Annotated in this window: 15 protein-coding genes; 7 read left to right on the forward strand and 8 right to left on the reverse strand. The window is 67.5% G+C overall.

The features are described 5' to 3' along the window. Positions 1 to 12 precede the first annotated feature (12 nt). Positions 13 to 1,437 carry a DUF2510 domain-containing protein gene (locus tag KV394_RS16395; protein WP_247981912.1) on the forward strand — a complete coding sequence of 475 codons (1,425 nt, stop codon included), beginning with the start codon at positions 13 to 15 and terminating at the stop codon, positions 1,435 to 1,437. Positions 1,438 to 1,468: 31 nt separating this feature from the next. Beyond that, positions 1,469 to 2,599 (forward strand): DUF2510 domain-containing protein, encoded by a 1,131-nt coding sequence (locus KV394_RS16400; protein ID WP_247981913.1) that lies wholly within the window; start codon positions 1,469 to 1,471, stop codon positions 2,597 to 2,599. A gap of 47 nt (positions 2,600 to 2,646) precedes the next feature. Here KV394_RS16400 and prfB read toward each other — a convergent pair whose 3' ends face one another. After that, positions 2,647 to 3,759: a peptide chain release factor 2 gene (gene prfB / locus KV394_RS16405; RefSeq protein ID WP_136030651.1), complete on the reverse strand. Its 1,113-nt coding sequence runs from the start codon at positions 3,757 to 3,759 to the stop codon at positions 2,647 to 2,649. Between the two features lie 122 nt (positions 3,760 to 3,881). Between prfB and KV394_RS16410 the strand changes: the two genes are divergently transcribed. Beyond that, positions 3,882 to 5,111, forward strand: a complete 1,230-nt coding sequence (locus KV394_RS16410; RefSeq protein ID WP_247982877.1) for an MFS transporter — start codon at positions 3,882 to 3,884, stop codon at positions 5,109 to 5,111. A 12-nt stretch (positions 5,112 to 5,123) separates the two neighbouring features. On the opposite strand, the gene KV394_RS16415 is transcribed toward KV394_RS16410, so the two are convergent. The 7 genes from KV394_RS16415 to KV394_RS16445 all read right to left on the reverse strand — a co-directional run bounded on the left by KV394_RS16415 (position 5,124) and on the right by KV394_RS16445 (position 8,703). Next, complete coding sequence (locus tag KV394_RS16415) at positions 5,124 to 5,555, reverse strand: hypothetical protein (protein WP_136045845.1); 432 nt, start codon at positions 5,553 to 5,555, stop codon at positions 5,124 to 5,126. Continuing rightward, positions 5,552 to 5,986: a TadE family protein gene (locus KV394_RS16420; protein ID WP_247981914.1), complete on the reverse strand. Its 435-nt coding sequence runs from the start codon at positions 5,984 to 5,986 to the stop codon at positions 5,552 to 5,554. The genes KV394_RS16415 and KV394_RS16420 overlap by 4 nt, the downstream gene beginning before the upstream one ends. After that, positions 5,976 to 6,377, reverse strand: coding sequence for a TadE/TadG family type IV pilus assembly protein (locus KV394_RS16425; protein WP_247981915.1), 402 nt, complete (start codon positions 6,375 to 6,377; stop codon positions 5,976 to 5,978). The genes KV394_RS16420 and KV394_RS16425 overlap by 11 nt, the downstream gene beginning before the upstream one ends. Position 6,378: 1 nt before the next feature. Further along, positions 6,379 to 6,558 (reverse strand): hypothetical protein, encoded by a 180-nt coding sequence (locus tag KV394_RS16430; protein ID WP_136030645.1) that lies wholly within the window; start codon positions 6,556 to 6,558, stop codon positions 6,379 to 6,381. Between the two features lie 65 nt (positions 6,559 to 6,623). Beyond that, complete coding sequence (locus KV394_RS16435) at positions 6,624 to 7,562, reverse strand: type II secretion system F family protein (RefSeq protein WP_247981916.1); 939 nt, start codon at positions 7,560 to 7,562, stop codon at positions 6,624 to 6,626. After that, positions 7,559 to 8,416, reverse strand: a complete 858-nt coding sequence (locus KV394_RS16440; protein WP_247981917.1) for a type II secretion system F family protein — start codon at positions 8,414 to 8,416, stop codon at positions 7,559 to 7,561. Before KV394_RS16440 ends, KV394_RS16435 begins: the two co-directional genes overlap by 4 nt. Further along, positions 8,413 to 8,703 (reverse strand): CpaF/VirB11 family protein, encoded by a 291-nt coding sequence (locus KV394_RS16445; RefSeq protein ID WP_247981918.1) that lies wholly within the window; start codon positions 8,701 to 8,703, stop codon positions 8,413 to 8,415. Before KV394_RS16445 ends, KV394_RS16440 begins: the two co-directional genes overlap by 4 nt. A gap of 38 nt (positions 8,704 to 8,741) precedes the next feature. Here KV394_RS16445 and KV394_RS16450 point away from each other — a divergent pair, with 38 nt between their 5' ends. The 4 genes from KV394_RS16450 to KV394_RS16465 all read left to right on the forward strand — a co-directional run bounded on the left by KV394_RS16450 (position 8,742) and on the right by KV394_RS16465 (position 16,424). Next, positions 8,742 to 10,352, forward strand: coding sequence for a recombinase family protein (locus KV394_RS16450; protein ID WP_247981919.1), 1,611 nt, complete (start codon positions 8,742 to 8,744; stop codon positions 10,350 to 10,352). A 933-nt stretch (positions 10,353 to 11,285) separates the two neighbouring features. Then, positions 11,286 to 12,197: a hypothetical protein gene (locus KV394_RS16455; protein ID WP_247981920.1), complete on the forward strand. Its 912-nt coding sequence runs from the start codon at positions 11,286 to 11,288 to the stop codon at positions 12,195 to 12,197. Positions 12,198 to 12,290: 93 nt separating this feature from the next. Next, the gene (locus tag KV394_RS16460; protein ID WP_247981921.1) at positions 12,291 to 12,683 is read left to right on the forward strand and encodes a hypothetical protein; all 393 of its coding nucleotides are present in this window, start codon (positions 12,291 to 12,293) and stop codon (positions 12,681 to 12,683) included. A 609-nt stretch (positions 12,684 to 13,292) separates the two neighbouring features. Beyond that, positions 13,293 to 16,424, forward strand: coding sequence for a type ISP restriction/modification enzyme (locus KV394_RS16465; protein WP_247981922.1), 3,132 nt, complete (start codon positions 13,293 to 13,295; stop codon positions 16,422 to 16,424). The last annotated feature ends 373 nt before the right edge of the window (positions 16,425 to 16,797 follow it).

Consider the following 16,797-nt stretch of genomic DNA (forward strand, 5'->3'; position numbering starts at 1 on the left):
GAGGGGACTTCCATGACGACACCTGCTGGCTGGTACGACGACGGCTCCGGTCGGCTGCGGTGGTGGGACGGCCAGCAGTGGACCGAGCACTTCGCGCCCGAGACGCCCGCTGTGCCCGCCCAGGAGTCCCCGGCATCCGAGTCCGAGACGACGCCGGGTGCGCCCGCCGCGGCGGTGCCCGACGCGCAGCCCGCGGCCACGGCCCCCGACGCCACCGCACCTGAGGCCACCGCATCCGACGCCACCACGCCCGACGCGACCGCCGCCGACGCCACCGCACCTGACGCCGCCGCACCCGACGCCACCACGCCCGACGCCACCACGCCCGACGCCACCGCCGCACCCGCCGCCGACGCGCCAGAGGCCGTGGTCGCACCCGAGCCCGCGAGCGACTGGGCCGCGCCGGCCTCGGGCGCCCACGAGCTTCCCGGTGCCGCGCCGGTGGCCGACTGGTCTGCGCCCGGAGCCACGGCGGCCGGGACGGTCACGCCGCCTCCGACCGGAGTGCAGCCTCCCGCCGGACTGGCCGCCTCTCCGCGGGGCGGCTACCCCGGGCAGTACTCCCCCGCCGCGCAGGCTGCGGGCCAGGGCGGCTACCCCGGACAGGCGGCCTACCCCACCGCGCAGACGTATCCCGCTCAGGGCGGCGGCTACCCCGGCGCTCCGGCTTACGCCGCGGCAGCCCCGGCGCCGGCGAAGATCTCCGTGCTGGGCCTCGTCGGCCTCGGTCTCGCCGCCCTCGGCCTGCTCCTCGCCTTCACGCCGTTCACGGTCGTCTTCTCGTGGCTGTTCCTCGGCGCGGGCTTCATCGTGTCGCTCATCTCCCTGTTCCTGAAGGGCAAGAAGTGGCCGGGCATCACGGGCCTGGGCGTCTCGGTGCTCGGCGCGATCATCGCCGCGATCATGAGCTTCGTGTTCTTCCTCGGTGCCGTCGCCAGCCAGGTCGACCGCTCCGACTCGCTGCCCGACGACGGCTCCGACACGGGGACGAGCGACTCCGGCACGGATTCCGGAACGGACGACGGCACCGGCTCCGGCACGGTCGTCGAGGGCAGCCTCGGCGATCCGATCACCGTGACGCAGATGTCCGGCAGCGCGGAGCTGACGATCACGTCCGCCACCTGGGGCACCACCAACGGCTCGGACTTCGAGGCGACCAACGGCGGCTACCTGGTGATCGACCTCACATGGGAGACGCTCGAGGGCACGACCTATGTGAACCCGCTGTACTTCTCGGTCGAGACCGCGGAGGGTGCCGAGGGCGACTACGACATCTTCGGCGATGCCACGCTCGAATCGAGTGAACTCCCGGCGGGTGAGACCACGCAGGGCACCGTGTCGTTCGATGTCGCCCAGAGCGGATCGTACGTCGTGATCGTCAGCGACGAGCTGTTCCAGGAGGTCGCCCGCGTGACTGTGGAAGCCACCGCGCGCTGAGCGTCGCCCGAAGAAGACAGAGGCACCGCTCATGACGACACCCGAGGGCTGGTACGACGACGGCTCCGGCAGCCTGCGGTGGTGGGACGGCCAGCAGTGGACCGCGCACGTCCGCAGCATCGACCCGCATCCCACCACTCCCGAGATCCCGGCGTCGTCGGGCGTACCGCAGCCTCCCGCCTCCACCGCGGGGACCGAGCCCGCACCCGCGATGCCGACGCCCGCGGTGCCGACGCCCGCGATGCCGACGCCCGCGGTGCCGCTCGCAGCCACCCCGGTCCAGGCGGCCTTCGAGCCGTTCGTGCCGCCGTCCTCGCCGTTCACCCCGTCCTCCCCGTACGCGGCGCCCCCGTACGCCGCAGCCTCGGGGTCCGCAGCCACCGCGGCCCCGGGCAACGGAGCGGCCGTGCCACCGGGACCCATCTCCCCGGGCGCACCGGCCGCCGCGTCGAGCACGACCGCGCGGCGTCCGTCGATCCCCGGCCTGGTCGGGCTCGCGGTCGCGCTGGTCGGGGTCGTGCTCGCGTGCGTGCCCCTCACGGCGCCGATCGGATGGGTCGTCGTGGCTGCCGGCTTCGTCGTGTCGCTCGTCTCGCTGTTCCTGCGGGGAACCAAGTGGCCGGGCATCGCCGGGCTCGCCGTGGCCGTGCTCGGCTCGACCCTCGCGGGCGCGGTCGCCCTGATCGCGGTCGGGCTCACGTCGGTCGAGGCGTCCGGAGACCCGGTGCCGTCGCCGAGCACGCCGGCGACGGAGTCCGGTTCGCCCGTCGACCCGTCGACGATCGACGGCGCCGAGATGGTCGCGTTCGAAGACCTCGAGGTGGGCGATTGCCTCCCCTACGTGGACTACACCGGCGAGGACACGATCTTCGAGCTCCCGGTCGTGCCGTGCGATCAGCCGCACACCGACGAGGTGTACTTCATCTACGAGGTCGACGACCAGACCTTCCCCGGCGAGAGCGCACTGCTCGACGAGGCGTGGGACGGCTGCCTGGCGCAGTTCGAGGGATTCGTCGGCGTCCCGTACGAGCAGTCGGAGCTGGACTTCTACAGCTACCAGCCCACGAAGGCGTCGTGGACCCGTGCGGGCGACCGCGCGATCCAGTGCATCGCCTACAGCTACGACGATGTGACCGGCACGCTGCGCGGCGCCGCTCGCTGACCGCCGCACACGACGAAGGCCCCGGAGCGATCCGGGGCCTTCGCGCGTCAGTCGTCGTCGTCGCGGCGCTTGCGCCAGCGGATGCCGGCGGAGATGAAGTCGTCGAGGTCGCCGTCGAACACCGCGGCGGGGTTACCCGACTCCTGCCCCGTGCGGAGGTCCTTCACCAGCTGTTGGCCGTAGAGGAAGTAGGAGCGCATCTGGTCGCCCCAGCTCGCGGTGATGTTGCCCGCCAGCTCCTTCTTCTTCGCCGCTTCCTGCTCCTTCTGCAGCAGCAGCAGGCGGTTCTGCAGCACGCGCATGGCGGCTGCCCGGTTCTGGATCTGCGACTTCTCGTTCTGCATCGACACGACGATGCCGGTCGGGAGGTGCGTGATGCGCACGGCGGAGTCGGTCGTGTTGACCGACTGCCCACCCGGGCCCGAGGAGCGGAACACGTCGACGCGGATGTCGTTCTCCGGGATGTCGACCTCGGTGGCCTCCTCCATCAGCGGGATCACCTCGACGGCGGCGAACGACGTCTGCCGCTTGTCGGCCGAGCCGAAGGGGCTGATGCGCGCGAGGCGGTGCGTGCCGGCCTCGACGGAGATCGTGCCGAACGCGTAGGGGGCATCGATCTCGAAGGTCGCCGACTTGATGCCCGCACCCTCGGCGTACGAGGTGTCCATCACCTTGACGGGGTACTTGTGCCGCTCAGCCCACCGCAGGTACATGCGCATGAGCATCTCCGCGAAGTCGGTGGCGTCGTCGCCACCCGCCCCGGAGCGGATCGTGACGATCGCGCTGCGCTCGTCGTACTCGCCGTCGAGGAGCGTCTGCACCTCGAGCTGGTTGATGAGGTCGGTCAGGGTGCCGAGCTCGTTGCGCGCCTCGATGGCGGAGTCCTCGTCGCCCATCTCGTTGGCCAGGTCGACGAGCACCTCGAGGTCGTCGAGGCGCTGGGCGATGCCAGTGATGCGCGCGAGCTCGGACTGACGGTGGCTCAGCGCACTCGTCACCTTCTGCGCGTTCTCGGTGTCGTCCCAGAGGTCGGGCGCACCGGCCTCCTCGCTGAGTCGCGCGATGTCCTCGCGCAGACGGTTGACATCGACGACCTCGCTGATGTCGCCGAAGGTGTGCCTGAGCGCCTGGATTTCGGCGGAGAGATCTAGTTCGAGCATGACACCTCAGCCTAACGTGCCGCCCGCGCCCGCGGGGACGCCGTCGTCGGGTGCTGCTCCCGCGCGGGAGTAGCGTGAGCAGGGTGAGCAGCGCATCCACGGTCCTTCGTCAGTTCGGACCGATGGTGTATCTGCCCACCGTCCTCTTCGCCCTCGGCGAGGGGGCGGTCATCCCCCTGATCCCGGTGATCGCCGCGTCGATGGGTGCGGACGTGGCGACGGCGGCGCTGGTCGCGTCGGCGCTCGTGGTGGGACAGCTCTGCGGGAACCTCCCGGCCGGCTGGGCCGTGGGCCGCATCGGCGAGCGATACACGATGGTGATCGCCGGAACGGCGGCGCTGCTGTCCGGAGCGGGCATGCTGTTCGCGCCGTCGCTCGGCGTGCTCGCGGCCTCCGTGTTCGTGCTCGGGCTGTGCGCGGCCGCGTTCGGGCTGGCGCGGCACGCGTTCATGACCACGCGCGTTCCCCTGCCGTTCCGTGCGCGCTCGCTGTCCCTGTTGGGCGGCAGCTTCCGTCTGGGCATCTTCATCGGCCCGTTCGTCGCCGCGGGGCTTCTGCAGCTGTTCGGCAGCGAGTCCGCGGCGATCTGGTTCTTCGGCGTCTGCCTCGTGGTGATGGTGCTGCTCGTGCTGTTCGGGCCGGACCCGGAGGCGACGATCCCGCCGGTGCGTTCGACCGAGCGTTTCGTGGAGGACAGCGGAGAGGCCGTGAGCGGCTCGATCCCGACGGTCGAGCGCGCGGGCATCTTCCAGACCATGTGGCGGCAGCGACGACTGCTGTCACGGCTCGGTCTCGCCGCCGCGTCTCTGTCCGCCGTCCGCTCCGCCCGGCAGGTGGTCCTGCCGCTGTGGGGCCTGTCGCTGGGGCTCGACGCGTCGACGATCGCGCTGGTCGTCGGGGTCTCGGGCGCGATCGACTTCGCCCTCTTCTACGCGAGCGGGCAGGTGATGGACCGGTTCGGGCGGCTGTGGGCGGCCATGCCTGCGATGCTGCTCATGGGTGTCGGGTTCCTCGCCCTGGCCTTCACCCACGACGGGGATGCCGCGGTGCTGTGGTTCGGGATGTTCGCCGCCGTCCTGGGCGTGGGCAACGGGCTCTCCAGCGGCATCCTGCTCACGCTCGGCGCCGACGTCGCCCCGGAGCGCGAGCCCGCCGCCTTCCTCGGCTCCTGGCGCACGCTGACCGATGCGGGCGGCGCCGTCGCCCCGCTCCTCGTCTCCGCCATCACCGCGGTGTCGACGCTCTCCGTCGCCGCGGGCGCCATCGGCGTGATCGGACTGCTCGGCGCTGCCGGGTTCCTGCGGTGGATCCCCCGCTTCGTCCCCCGCCCGGATCCGCCCGCGGAGGCCTGAGGCCCCGGCTGGTCACCGCAGGGCGGTGCGGCTCGTCGCGGTCGCCTGCAGCGTAAGACCCTCCGGCACGAACGGCGACACGAGCGGTGGATGCCACGCCGTGCGAACGGTCACGCGCGCCGAAGCCCCGTCCGGGGAGGTCGCCGACACCAGCACCTCGTCCCCGCCCGCACCGTCCACGAGCGGCCGGGCTTGCGCCGCCACCGCCCCGTCCGTGAGTTCCGCGCGCGGCGTCTGCCCCTGCACCGTGAGGACGAAGCCGTCGGTTCCGGCGAGCGCGGCCGCATCGGCGAGGGCGTCCAGGCGCTTCTGGGCGATGTACAGGTCGGTCGCGCAGGCGCACACGAAGATCACGGCGAGCGCGAGCAGCACGTAGCCGAGCACGAGCAGCAGCACGCTCCCCTCCTCCGCGTCCGTGCCCCGGGCGGCGTCCCCCGCCTTCACTCGGCACCCCACTGACGCGACACCTTCTGCGCCGACACGGCCTCGATCGGCACCGACGTGGCTCTGTCCAGGCCCAGGACCGCGGGCACGAACGGCAGGCGGGCGCTGGTGGCGACCGAGACCGTGACGGTCGCACCGGCGGAGGGGCACGGAACGCCCTGTGGCAGACACGTCACGGCCAGTTGCACGTCGTCGTCGTCGATGCCGTACTGCGATGCGATGCTCGACAGCACCGCATCACCCTGGGAGGCGGCCGTCCTCGCGTCGGGAGCGGTCGCGATCACGCGCGCCGCGTGCCGGGCGGCGGCCTCGACCCCCAGCGTCTGCTCCTGAACGGAGCCCAGCACGATCACCAGATACAGCAGCGGCACGAGCATCAGAACCCCGGCGGCGATGAACTCCAGGGAGCTCGAGCCGCGATCATCCCGCATCGAACGACTCCGCCGGTGCGTGAGCCTCGACCTGCAGCCCGTACGGCACGCCGATCAGGCCGAACACCGGCAGGCTGGTCCTCACCCGCACGTCGACCGACTCCCGGTCCGCGACGCGCGACGTCCCGACGGCGACGTCCTCCGCGTAGGCGGGGCCGATCGCGCGGGTGATCACATCCTGCGTGCGCTGCTTCCCCTCGCCGAGCGAGACGTCTGCGAGGGCGGCGTAGTAGGCGCCCTCCACCGCCGCGTCGTGCACCACGTTGCGCACGTAGACCGCGAGCGCCAGCTGCAGCACCGCGAGAGTGAGGGCGGTGAGGAGCGTGCCGACCAGGACGAACTCCACCGGGTTCGACCCGCGGTCATCGATCACGGCCGCACGGAGGGGCACGTCAGAGACCCGACACCCGCTGGATCGCCTGCTCGAACAGCGAGGTCAGCGCGGGCCCCGCGACGGCCCAGATCACCACGACCAACCCCGCCGTCATGAGTGTCACGAGCACCCAGCCGGGGACGTCTCCCCTCTCGTCGTCGGCGAGGGCACGGAGCGGAGAACGCAGGCGTGTGATCATGCCGTCAGTCTGCCCGGGAGCGCCCACCCGCGTGCGCGGTTATCCACAGGCGGGCACCAGGCACGTCAGCCGAGGCCGAGCCGCAGGATGAACAGCCCGGGATAGATCGCGAACACCACCGACAGCGGCAGGATCAGGAACACCAGCGGAAGCAGCATCAGGATCTCCTTGCGCCCCGCCTGCTCGATGAGGGTGCGCTTGGCCTCCTCCCGCGCGTCGCCGGCCTGGGCGTGCAACACGGCGGCCAGCGGTGCTCCGTGCTCCAGTGCGGCGACGATCTGGTCCACCACGCGCGAGAGGCCGGGCAGCTCCAGCCGTGCGGCCATATCGCCCAGCCCCTCCGCGAGCGTCGACCCGGTCCCCACCTCCAACACGACGCGGCGCAGTTCCCCGGTCAGCTCGCCCGACCCCACCCCGGCCACGCGCCGCACCGCGTCGAGGAAGCTCTCGCCGGCCGAGAGGCACAGCGCCAGGAACTCGAGGGTCGTCGGCAGTTCGTCGGCGAGCCGCGTGCGCCGAGCCCTGACGCGGGCGGAGAGCTGCATGTCGTAGCCGATCGCGGCCGTTGCGCCGGCGAGCAGCGGGATCACACCGACCGGCACCGACCAGCGACCGGTGAGCACGAGCACGATCACCGCGATCGCACCGGTCGCGATGCCCGCCAGCGTCCAGGCGAGCTGTCTGCCCCGGAACGCGACAGGACTCAGCGCCGACCCCGCCTGCGCCAGGCGCTTGCGCAGCACGTCGCCGTCGCCCACCAGACGCTCGAGGGCATCGCGCACCCGCTCGCCCGGCGAGCTCCGGTGCGCGGGGAGGCGTCCGACGCCCGGAAGCGCCGTCGCCGGCAGCCGCTCATCGTCCACCACGTCGCGCACGTAGGGGGCGATCCGAGACATCAGCGGTGCCGCCCGCCCCCGAGGCAGCCGCGCGAGCAGAAGGAGGACCCCGGCCGCGAAACCGCCTCCCAGCAGGACCGCGGCCGCGAGCGCCGTGATCCCGGTCATCCGAACCACCGCCGCGGCTCGGGGAGACGCCCGATGCGGACCATGATGCGGAAGGCCGCGACCGACACCACGGCGCCGACGCAGATCACCACCACCCCCTCGGGGGTGCCGTAGGCCTTGGCTCCCTCGGGTCGCAGCACCAGCAGCGTCAGGATGACCCAGGGCGCGACCGCCCCCAGCACCGCGGCCCCGCGGATCCACGACTGCCGTGCCTCGACCTCTCCGCGCAGCGCCGCATCCGCCCTGACCGACGCCGACAGGGCGCGCAGCACCCCGATCAGCTCGGTGCCCCCGACCTGCCGCGCCATCCGCAGCGTCTCGACGATGCGATCGCCGATCGGGTCGGCCAGCGCATCCTTCAGCCGGTCGAGGCTCGACTCGAACCGGCCACTGCCTTCCAGGTCCCGAGCGAACGCGCGGAAAGCGGGGCGGAGTGCGGGCGGTGCGGACTCGCCGAGCGACGCCACCGCGTCCGGGAGCGACAGCCCGACCCTGATCGACGCGATCAGCAGATCGCACACGTCGGGCCAGAGCTGCCGCCGCAGTCGCCGCAGCCGCCGCCCTCGGCCGCGCAGGAAGGCGACGGGGGCGACCCCTCCCGCGAGGATCGCCAGCGCGGCGAGCACCACGACCCCGGTCATGAGCCAGACGATCGACCCGGCGATGAGGGCCGCCGCGGCGATCGCGGCGATCAGCGCCGAGGCGGGAAGCGCGGGAAAACCGGCCTCCTCCCCGAGCCGTGTGAGGCGCCCCTGAGCAATCGCACGCGGCGCCCGGCGCTCCGCCGGCCAGAGCCAGGGCGAGAGCACCAGGAGCAGGCCCGCCGCCAGCATCGCCCCGAGCAGCACGCTCACGCCTGTGCTCCCCCGACGAGGTCCGCGAACGACGCCACCCGGTCCCGCGCTTCCGCGGTCGCGTCGTACACCGTCCGGCACTGCACGCGACCGTCGCGGACCTCGCCGGACGGGGCGAGGATCTCGCGGACGCGGCGTCGTCCTTCCCGATCCCGCTCGCAGTGCACCACGAGGTCGATCGCGGATGCCAGGGCGGGAGCGATGAAACCTCGGTCGATGTTCCGTCCGGCGAGCAGGGGCAGCAGGCAAAGCTTCTCGATCGCCTCGGCCGCGCTGTTGGCGTGCACCGTGCACGCCCCCGGCACGCTGGACGTACTATTGACACATGACGCCCCGAGCCACTCCACCGCCCCGACGCTCGGCGGTTCTATACCTCCGGCTGAGCGACGCTCGCGACGACTCGAGCACGTCAATCGAGCGTCAGCGTAACGACCTCACCGTCGAGGCCGAGCGCCGTGGACTCTCCGTCGTCGCCGAGCTCGTCGACGACGGCGTCTCGGGGCGCAAGTCGCGAGCACGCGCGTTCGAGGCGCTCGGCATGCTCCGAGAGGGCAGGGCCGATGCTCTCCTCGTGTGGAAATTTGACCGCTGGAGCCGACAAGGCTTGTCCGCCGTCTCGGCTCTCATCGACGCACTCGACGCTCGGCCCGCCGCGCTTTTCGTCGCGATGCAGGACGGACTCAACAGCGATCAACCTGCATGGCGCATCATCGCCTCCGTGCTCGCCGAGGTCGCCCGGATGGAGGCCGAGAACACCTCAGCCCGCGTCTCTTCGTTCGTGCGCCACGCCAAGGAGGTCGGGCGGTGGCACGGCGGTCGAGCACCTGTCGGCTATCGGTCGGTTCCGCATCCCAGCGGAACCGGACGAGCTCTGGAGCCGGACCCCCAAGCGGTCGAGCTTCTCACGGATGCCGCCCGGCGCATCGTCGCGGGTGAGGCCCTGTTCGCTGTCACTCAACGCCTCAACGCATCAACACTCAAGCCACCGTCGGCGGCGGCGTGGTCCTTCCAAACCGTGCGTCGCGCTCTCATGGGCCATTCAATCGTCGGGCGCGTGTCCGCGCGCGTGCCCGGGTCCACTCCAGAAGAGCGCAAGTTCGATGTTCTCCGCGACGAAGAGGGCAACCCTAGGCAGGTATGGGAGCCCGTGCTCCCTCTCGACCTTTGGCGAGCGTGTCGGGCCACGCTGGAGGCGCGTAACGCCGCATCACCGCTCGCGGGTCGTAAACGTGCGACCTTCAAGCGAGCACGTCTCCTCTCGGGGCTCCTGGTGTGCGCGTATTGCGGGGGTCCGATGTATGCGGGAGTAACTGGCGAGGGCGTAGCGCGCTACTCATGCTCCAAACGCTCGCGCGCGCAGAAGTGTCGCCCCGAGGGTGGCGGTGCCCCTGCGGTCACGGCTCACAAATTGGAGGACTACGTAGAAGGCCTGTACCTCAAGAGCTTCGGAAGCAAGCCCCTCTTTTCCCCCGTCGCGCGGGAGGTTCCGGCGCTTGCGCTCGCCGAGGCGAGCGACGCCCTTGCCGCCGTCAGCGCGCGGCTCGCCGACCCTGACCTAGACGAGAGTGCTGAGGATCGTTTGGAGGCTCAGCAGAGAGCTCTGCGGCGACGTGTCCGCGAGCTCGCCGCCCAGGGTCCGCCGCCCGCCGAAGTCGAGCTCGTCAACACTGGCGAGACTATTGCCCAGATTTGGGAGCGCGCCGACATTGAAGAGCGGCGAGCATTCCTCTCGGCAGCCATCGTCCACATCACCGTGGCGAACGGTCAGCGCGGCGGGAAAAAGTTCGACCCGGAGCGGTTCGGCATCGTCTGGCGGCCCTCGCCCGAGGAACTCGGCGTCGTGTCCGTGGGGAACTCTGGCCCCCGCGGTGTGGCATGGGTCCGCGAGCGGCAAGAGGCTCGCCGCGCGGCGTCTGCCGATCGGGTGAACGAGTAGAAGTCAGACTCCGCTGCCCTTGCGGCAGGGACGGTGCCTCTTGAGCACCGTCCCTGAGCACCGTCCCTCGTCGCGCGTTGGTGTGTTACTAGGTGCACAACGGGCCGCCTATGTTCACCTATTCACCCTCCCGCAGGGACGGTGCTTGAGGTCTCAGGGACGGTGCTCGACGGAATTGGACGGTGCTTTGAGGCACCGTCCCTGGGCACCGTCCCTGGTTTTTCCGCGTGTTTTCGCGGAAAAAGCCGCCTCAGGGACGGTGCTTTCGCTATTTCCCAACCACTAACTTCTAATGCGGGTCGAGACCGCGTAATTAAAAAGTCGAGACCGCGTAGTTAAAAAGAGACCGCGTAGTTAAAAAACGGTCCCGTTGTTTAGCTACGCGTCGAGACCCCCTGGGCATGGGTGGGCACCGAGGCGGTATATCCAAGTAGCACGAGAAATCGTTACTTCACCCTTCGGAAAGGGGTTGCATTGTCTCACCGCCTCGACTGTCTCACTTGTGGCCGCACGTTCATCGCGGCCCGCCGTCACGCCCTGACGTGCTCCGGCTCGTGTCGAGTCCGTCGCCATGCTCAGCGCCGAGCCGCTCTCACAGCGGATCTTTCGGTACTCGCTCGCGAGGGCTTCGCGCTCAAGTTCGCCTCGTAGGGCGAGCCCCCACATGCATCCGTCTCGCTATCCCACGAGTCGGCCCACCCGCCCGCCTCACAGCCGATTCGCGACGGCACGAGGGACAGCGGGCACCCCGCACCGGTCGCTCCGGCGCGGGATGACGCCCTCGTCGCGGCTCCAAGTGGAAGCCCCCAGGGCGCCACCGTCTAATCCGACGTGACCGCCAAGGCGCGAGCACGTCACCACCGCTAGACGCGGTCTCCACCCATCCATTTTCAGGCGCGCCAGCGCTAACACTCCCCTAGGAGACCCGCCACCATGGCTAACACCTTCAATCTCGACATCAACAACGTCGCCAAGCTCGCCGCCGTCCTCGTGGGACGCGACTTCAACCTCGCCGCGCTCATCAGCCGCGACGTCGAGGCCGAGTTCATGCCCGGCAAGGGCAACAAGGTCCGCGTTCCGGTTCCCGCGGCCATCCCGACGCGCACCCGCGGCGTGTACGACAAGACAACGGCGCTCGTGGCCGACGAGCTCTCGGAGCAATTCATCGAGGTCACGCTCGCCGACCACGTCTATAACCTCGCCGTGCTCTCCGAGGGCGACCTCTCGCTTTCGATGACCGACTACGGGCGCCAAGTCCTGGCTCCGCAGACGCGAGCCATCGCCGCCAAGATCGAGGCTCTCACCGCCTCGGCGATGTCGGCCACGCCCGCCGAGGCGAGCATCATGTACTCGGCGGCTACTCCGGCCAAGGCGTTCACCGCCGCCCGTCGCGAGCTCCGCGACAACGGCGTCCCCGGCGACGCGATCCTCCGTGCCGCCGTCGGCTCGTCGGTGTACGCCGACCTCCTCGACGCGCCCGTCGGACAGGGCTTCGACGCCGACGGTAAGGTCCGCGGCTTCGAGGTCGTCGAATCCACCCGCCTCGACCCCGAGGACATCGTCGCGTTCGTCCCGCAAGCGTTCACGCTCGTCGCGCGTGCCCCCATGGTGCCCCAGGGCGCCGCGTACGGCGCGAGCATCGTGACGCCCGTGTTCAGCGACGACAACAGTGCGCAATTCGCTGTTCGCGTGGTGAACGACTACGACAGCAACGTGGCCGCCGACCGTTCCCTCGTGGGTACGTTCGCCGCGGTGCAAGCAATGCCGCTCCCCGTCGACAACGAGGACGGCAGCGTCACTCTCCTGGACCACGGCGGCGCCGTCCGGATCTCGACCGGCGTGTAGCACCTTCTCTCGCGCCTGACGCCATCCCTGCGAGCCCGCCCGCGTTCACGGCGGGCGGGCTCGCCCCTTTTATTTGCGAATGGACCATCACTCATGCATGTCGCTCCCCTCCCGATTTCCGATCCGACCGGCTCCCGCACCGCCGCATTCGTCCGTCTCGTGCGTGACGAAGATGCCGCCCGCGGGCTGGCCACGGTCGCCGACGACGCCCTTGTTCTAGTCGGCGCTGGCCTTGCACTAGAGGCCTACGAGGGCCGATGGGCCGCTGCACGGCACGCCGCCGCGTCCCGCTTCGGTATCCCCGAAGACATCGTCGAGCTCCTTACCGCCGCAGCGCTTTGCACGCTCACTCCGACCATGGGAGCGTTTGTCCTCGCCCGCCCCAACGAGGCAACCCTTGACGAACTGCGCGAGTGGCTCGCCAACTACGGATACAGGGCGACGCCCGCCCGCGCCGCCATGTCCGCCGGGACAGCACTCGCATGAGCCGCCGTACGAACACCTCCAGCGCCGAGCGAGCGGTCCGCATCGCCCGCCGGGACATGCGCAAGGCTGGCACGGCTCCCGCCTTCGGCGAGGCACCTGCCGCCCGGGCAGCGCGCGTCGCGGCACTGCGGGAGCGCGCCGCCAGAGTGTAGAACGATCGCTCCGGTGCGCCGGACATATCCCATCTGCACGGCGCTCCCCGCCATGGTGTCCTTAGTGAGCTTGCAGCCCTTCCCCTTATGAGGCGTTGCGAGTGCACACGGCGGACTGGGAGCCGCGCGGTGTGAGCCCGTGGCCGACTGGAACTCGGCGCGACGGGCTCCTCACAACTATCGCGAGACGTGTAAACGTGGGTACTCGCGTCGCCGATCCCGGTGGGGGGCTACTCCCCTCCCCGGGCCGTTGCCTCCCCGGTGCGGCATAGCGTCTTCTCCTCCATACGTATCGGTCGATTGTTTTCTCGCGCCCTCTAGCCCCCGCCTCGTGCGGGGGCTTTTCGTCGTTCTAGCAGCGGCGGGCGCCGCGGAGCACGAGTCCATCGCTGCGGAGCGTCGATGGACTCGTGGAGCTGTCGCGGTGCCGAAGGCCGTGGATAGACTGACGCTCACCATGAACAGCTCTCTGCGCGCCGCCCTAACTTCATACTGCAAGGAACTCAGCAGTCAGTACGCAACGGGACACGCGAAAGAGCACGCGTATCGCCCGGCTTTGAAGACGGTCATGGAGGCGTTCGAGAACATCATCGCCATCAATGACCCGAAGAAATCCGAGCACGGCAACCCCGATTTTGTTTTCCTTCAAAAGGACAACTCGGCGATTGTGCGGGGATACGCTGAGGCAAAAGACATCGATATCAAACTCGACAGCGTCGAGGGTTCCGAACAGATGGAAAGATATCGAGGGTACGCCAACCTGTTTCTGACTAACTATCTCGATTTCCGATTCTATCGGAACGGCGAAAAGTACAAGACCATTGTGATTGGATCCCGCACGCCCACCGGGCTCACATTCGACGCGGAAGCGATCGATGCACTGATCCGCGAGATATCCGAGTTCGTAGCTCTGCCCCCAGAGAAGATCACGTCTGGCCGCCGTCTGGCCACACTCATGGGTGCAAAGGCTCGACGACTCCGGGACGACGTCGACAATTTCGTGAAGAATGGCGACGAAGAACTCAGCAAGATCATGCAGATGATCAAGGACCGACTTGTGCCGGACATCGACCCGCCCAAGTTTGCGGACATGTACGCACAGACGCTTGTTTACGGACTTTTCGTTGCGCGATATGCTGATAACAGTCCTGCAACCTTCTCCCGTCAGGAAGCCAGGGACCTTGTCCCAAAAACAAACCCGTTCCTCCGCGCTTTTTTCGACCACATCGCGGGCGCCGAGTTCGACGACAGGCTTGGGTATATCGTCGACGAGTTGTGTGCAGTATTCCGCGTCAGCGATGTCGAAGGCATCGTAACAAAGCACCTAAAGGTGTCTGAAGTGACGAGATCCGAAAAGGACCCGATCATCCACTTCTACGAGGACTTCCTCGCTACCTATGACCCGAGAATGAAACGATCTATGGGTGCGTATTACACCCCAGTTCCCGTGGTGAGGTACATCGTGCGCCGGGTGGACGAAGTGCTGCAGCAGCATTTCGGGATATCTGACGGACTAGCGGACACAGAAAAGGTCTCCTATACGCCTAAGACCAGCACGCACCCGCTCACCGCGGAAGCCGAAGCCGCCCGTGTCGAGTCGTCCGCTGAAGTCGACCTTCACCGAGTGCAATTGCTCGATCCCGCCGTCGGAACCGGCACTTTCCTTAATGAGACGATCAAGTACATTCACACGCAGTTTGCTGGTCAGCAAGGGCGTTGGCCGAAGTACGTCGACGAGGATCTGCTACCTCGCGTGCACGGTTTCGAGCTCATGATGGCGCCTTACACCGTCGCACATCTCAAGCTTGGGATGACGCTTGCTGAGACCGGCGCTCCAAAAAGTGCGGCACGCGTGAATGTGTTTCTCACTAATACACTCCAGGAAGGTCTCGCCTCCGAACCGGGTCTGCTCGAGTTCGGCCTGTCCGAGGCGGTCACTGAGGAGAGCCAACTCGCCGCGGATGTCAAGACCAACCGGCCGATCATGGTTATTCTCGGGAACCCCCCCTACTCAGCCAGTAGCAACAACCGCACCAAGTTCGCAAACAAGCTCGTTGAAAAGTACAAGGTTGAGCCTGGTGGCTTGGGTAAACTCGATGAGGAAAAGACCTGGCTGAACGACGACTATGTGAAGTTCCTCTCGTTCGCTGAGGGAATGATCGCAGCTAACGGCACCGGTATAGTCGCGATGATCACAAATAACGGCTACTTGGACAATCCAACGTTCAGAGGGATGCGCTGGCATCTGCTGCGCACGTTCGACGACATCTACGTGCTCGACCTTCACGGCAACGCTAACAAAGGAGAAGTCGCGCCGGATGGGTCAAAGGATGAGAACGTCTTCCCGATACGCCAAGGTGTCGGTATCATCATCGCGGTAAAGACTACAGAAAGTTCTGATCTGGCGACCGTTCACCACAGCGAACTCTGGGGTAAGCGTGCTGACAAGTTCGCGGCCATGATCGATCACGAGCTGGAATGGCAGGATCTTGAACTCGATCCTGAGTTCCTCTTTTTCGTTCCCCGAGGGACGCGCGGAAAGGAAGAGTACGATCGCGGCATCCCGGTCGACAAACTTTTCCGCGTCGGATCAACGGGAATTGTCACCCGAGGCGACAGCTTCATAGTCGATACGAACAAGAGCGTCATCGAGCAACGAGTGAAGAAACTTGTCAAGGGCGATTACGACGCAGCAGCCATGACCGAAGAGTTTGGACTAGGCGAAGCGTACGCGCCTTGGGTGCTCGCCAACCGGGGCGCACTAAACTTCGATAGCAGCAAGCTCATATCGATTGCCTATCGACCGTTTGACCATCGCTACACCTATTTCAGCAACAAGGTCCTCTGGCGATGGCGCGAAGAGGTCATGACCCACTTTCTACAAGCGAAGCGGCCTAACGTGGGCCTCGTAACTACTCGGCTACAGAAGACAAACCCTGGCGCATTCGTAAGCAATATGCCGATTGGACACAAGGCGTTCAACTCGTACGACTCAAACTCGCTCTTTCCGCTATACGTATTTGCGAGCGACGGCACGAAAGAGTCCAACCTCGATCCTGCTCAGGTAGCCGAGCTCACGGCTGGGCTTGCCATGTCTCCTTCCCCACAGGAAATCTTCGACTACGTATATGGTGTCCTCTACACACCGAAGTTTAGAGAGGCATACGCGGAACTGATGGTCTCGGGATTCCCGAAGATACCGAAGCCAACTACGGCCGATTCGTTCCACAAGATCGCTGAGCTCGGCGCACAGCTTCGAGAGCTCCATCTGCTCTCGCGAAAGCTACCGACCAGGACGACGTTCCCGATCGTTGGCGATGACGTGGTCCGCACCGTTAGGTACAAAGACGGATCTGTTTGGATCAACGAAACGCAGTTCTTCGGGGATGTGAGCGAGGCCGCTTGGTCTCAGTTCATCGGGGGCTACCGACCGGCGTATCAGTGGCTTCAGGATCGCCGCAATAAGTCATTGTCGAACGCCGACTTCACTCGATATCAGCAGATCGTCGCGACGCTCGAGGCAACAGCGGTGGCGATGGATGAGCTAGATGCGGCGTCTCCCGACTACGTCGGCACAACGAGTGGGTGATACCGAGCTCTCTTGGCTCGGGGCCGACGCATGAAACGGGGGCGATTAACTACTACTTGTAGCGCGCGAATTCGTCTCGGGTAGCATCCTGAGATGCACTGGATGCTCACTGACGAGACAAATAAGCCTCCCCTGGAGGATCAGTTCTTCATCTACGGCGGGCTGCTCCTGAACTCCGACTCGGCCGGATCCGTTGACCAGGCTGTTAGAGCGGTACGTCGCGAGTATGGCTACGCGCCAGATGCCAGCTTCAAGTTCTCCGTTGGCGGCTCAGGGCAGGAGGTCGCGACGCATGAGGCGGCGAAGGCAGACTTGCTAGCTCGGTTGCCAGACGCAGGCGTCCAATTCGCGGCGACGCTGGTGCACTCTCGAA

This window comes from Microbacterium sufflavum, from assembly GCF_023101165.1.
GTDB lineage: Bacteria > Actinomycetota > Actinomycetes > Actinomycetales > Microbacteriaceae > Microbacterium > Microbacterium sufflavum.

What these genes read in the sequence shown, in the direction of transcription:
- KV394_RS16395 (WP_247981912.1), top strand. Translation starts at nt 13, where the DNA reads ATGACGACACCTGCTGGCTGGTACGACGACGGCTCCGGTCGGCTGCGG.
- KV394_RS16460 (WP_247981921.1), top strand. Translation starts at nt 12,291, where the DNA reads ATGCATGTCGCTCCCCTCCCGATTTCCGATCCGACCGGCTCCCGCACC.
- KV394_RS16455 (WP_247981920.1), top strand. Translation starts at nt 11,286, where the DNA reads ATGGCTAACACCTTCAATCTCGACATCAACAACGTCGCCAAGCTCGCC.
- KV394_RS16465 (WP_247981922.1), top strand. Translation starts at nt 13,293, where the DNA reads ATGAACAGCTCTCTGCGCGCCGCCCTAACTTCATACTGCAAGGAACTC.
- KV394_RS16450 (WP_247981919.1), top strand. Translation starts at nt 8,742, where the DNA reads ATGACGCCCCGAGCCACTCCACCGCCCCGACGCTCGGCGGTTCTATAC.
- KV394_RS16410 (WP_247982877.1), top strand. Translation starts at nt 3,882, where the DNA reads ATGGTGTATCTGCCCACCGTCCTCTTCGCCCTCGGCGAGGGGGCGGTC.
- KV394_RS16430 (WP_136030645.1), bottom strand. Translation starts at nt 6,558, where the DNA reads ATGATCACACGCCTGCGTTCTCCGCTCCGTGCCCTCGCCGACGACGAG.
- KV394_RS16435 (WP_247981916.1), bottom strand. Translation starts at nt 7,562, where the DNA reads ATGACCGGGATCACGGCGCTCGCGGCCGCGGTCCTGCTGGGAGGCGGT.
- prfB (WP_136030651.1), bottom strand. Translation starts at nt 3,759, where the DNA reads ATGCTCGAACTAGATCTCTCCGCCGAAATCCAGGCGCTCAGGCACACC.
- KV394_RS16400 (WP_247981913.1), top strand. Translation starts at nt 1,469, where the DNA reads ATGACGACACCCGAGGGCTGGTACGACGACGGCTCCGGCAGCCTGCGG.
- KV394_RS16420 (WP_247981914.1), bottom strand. Translation starts at nt 5,986, where the DNA reads ATGCGGGATGATCGCGGCTCGAGCTCCCTGGAGTTCATCGCCGCCGGG.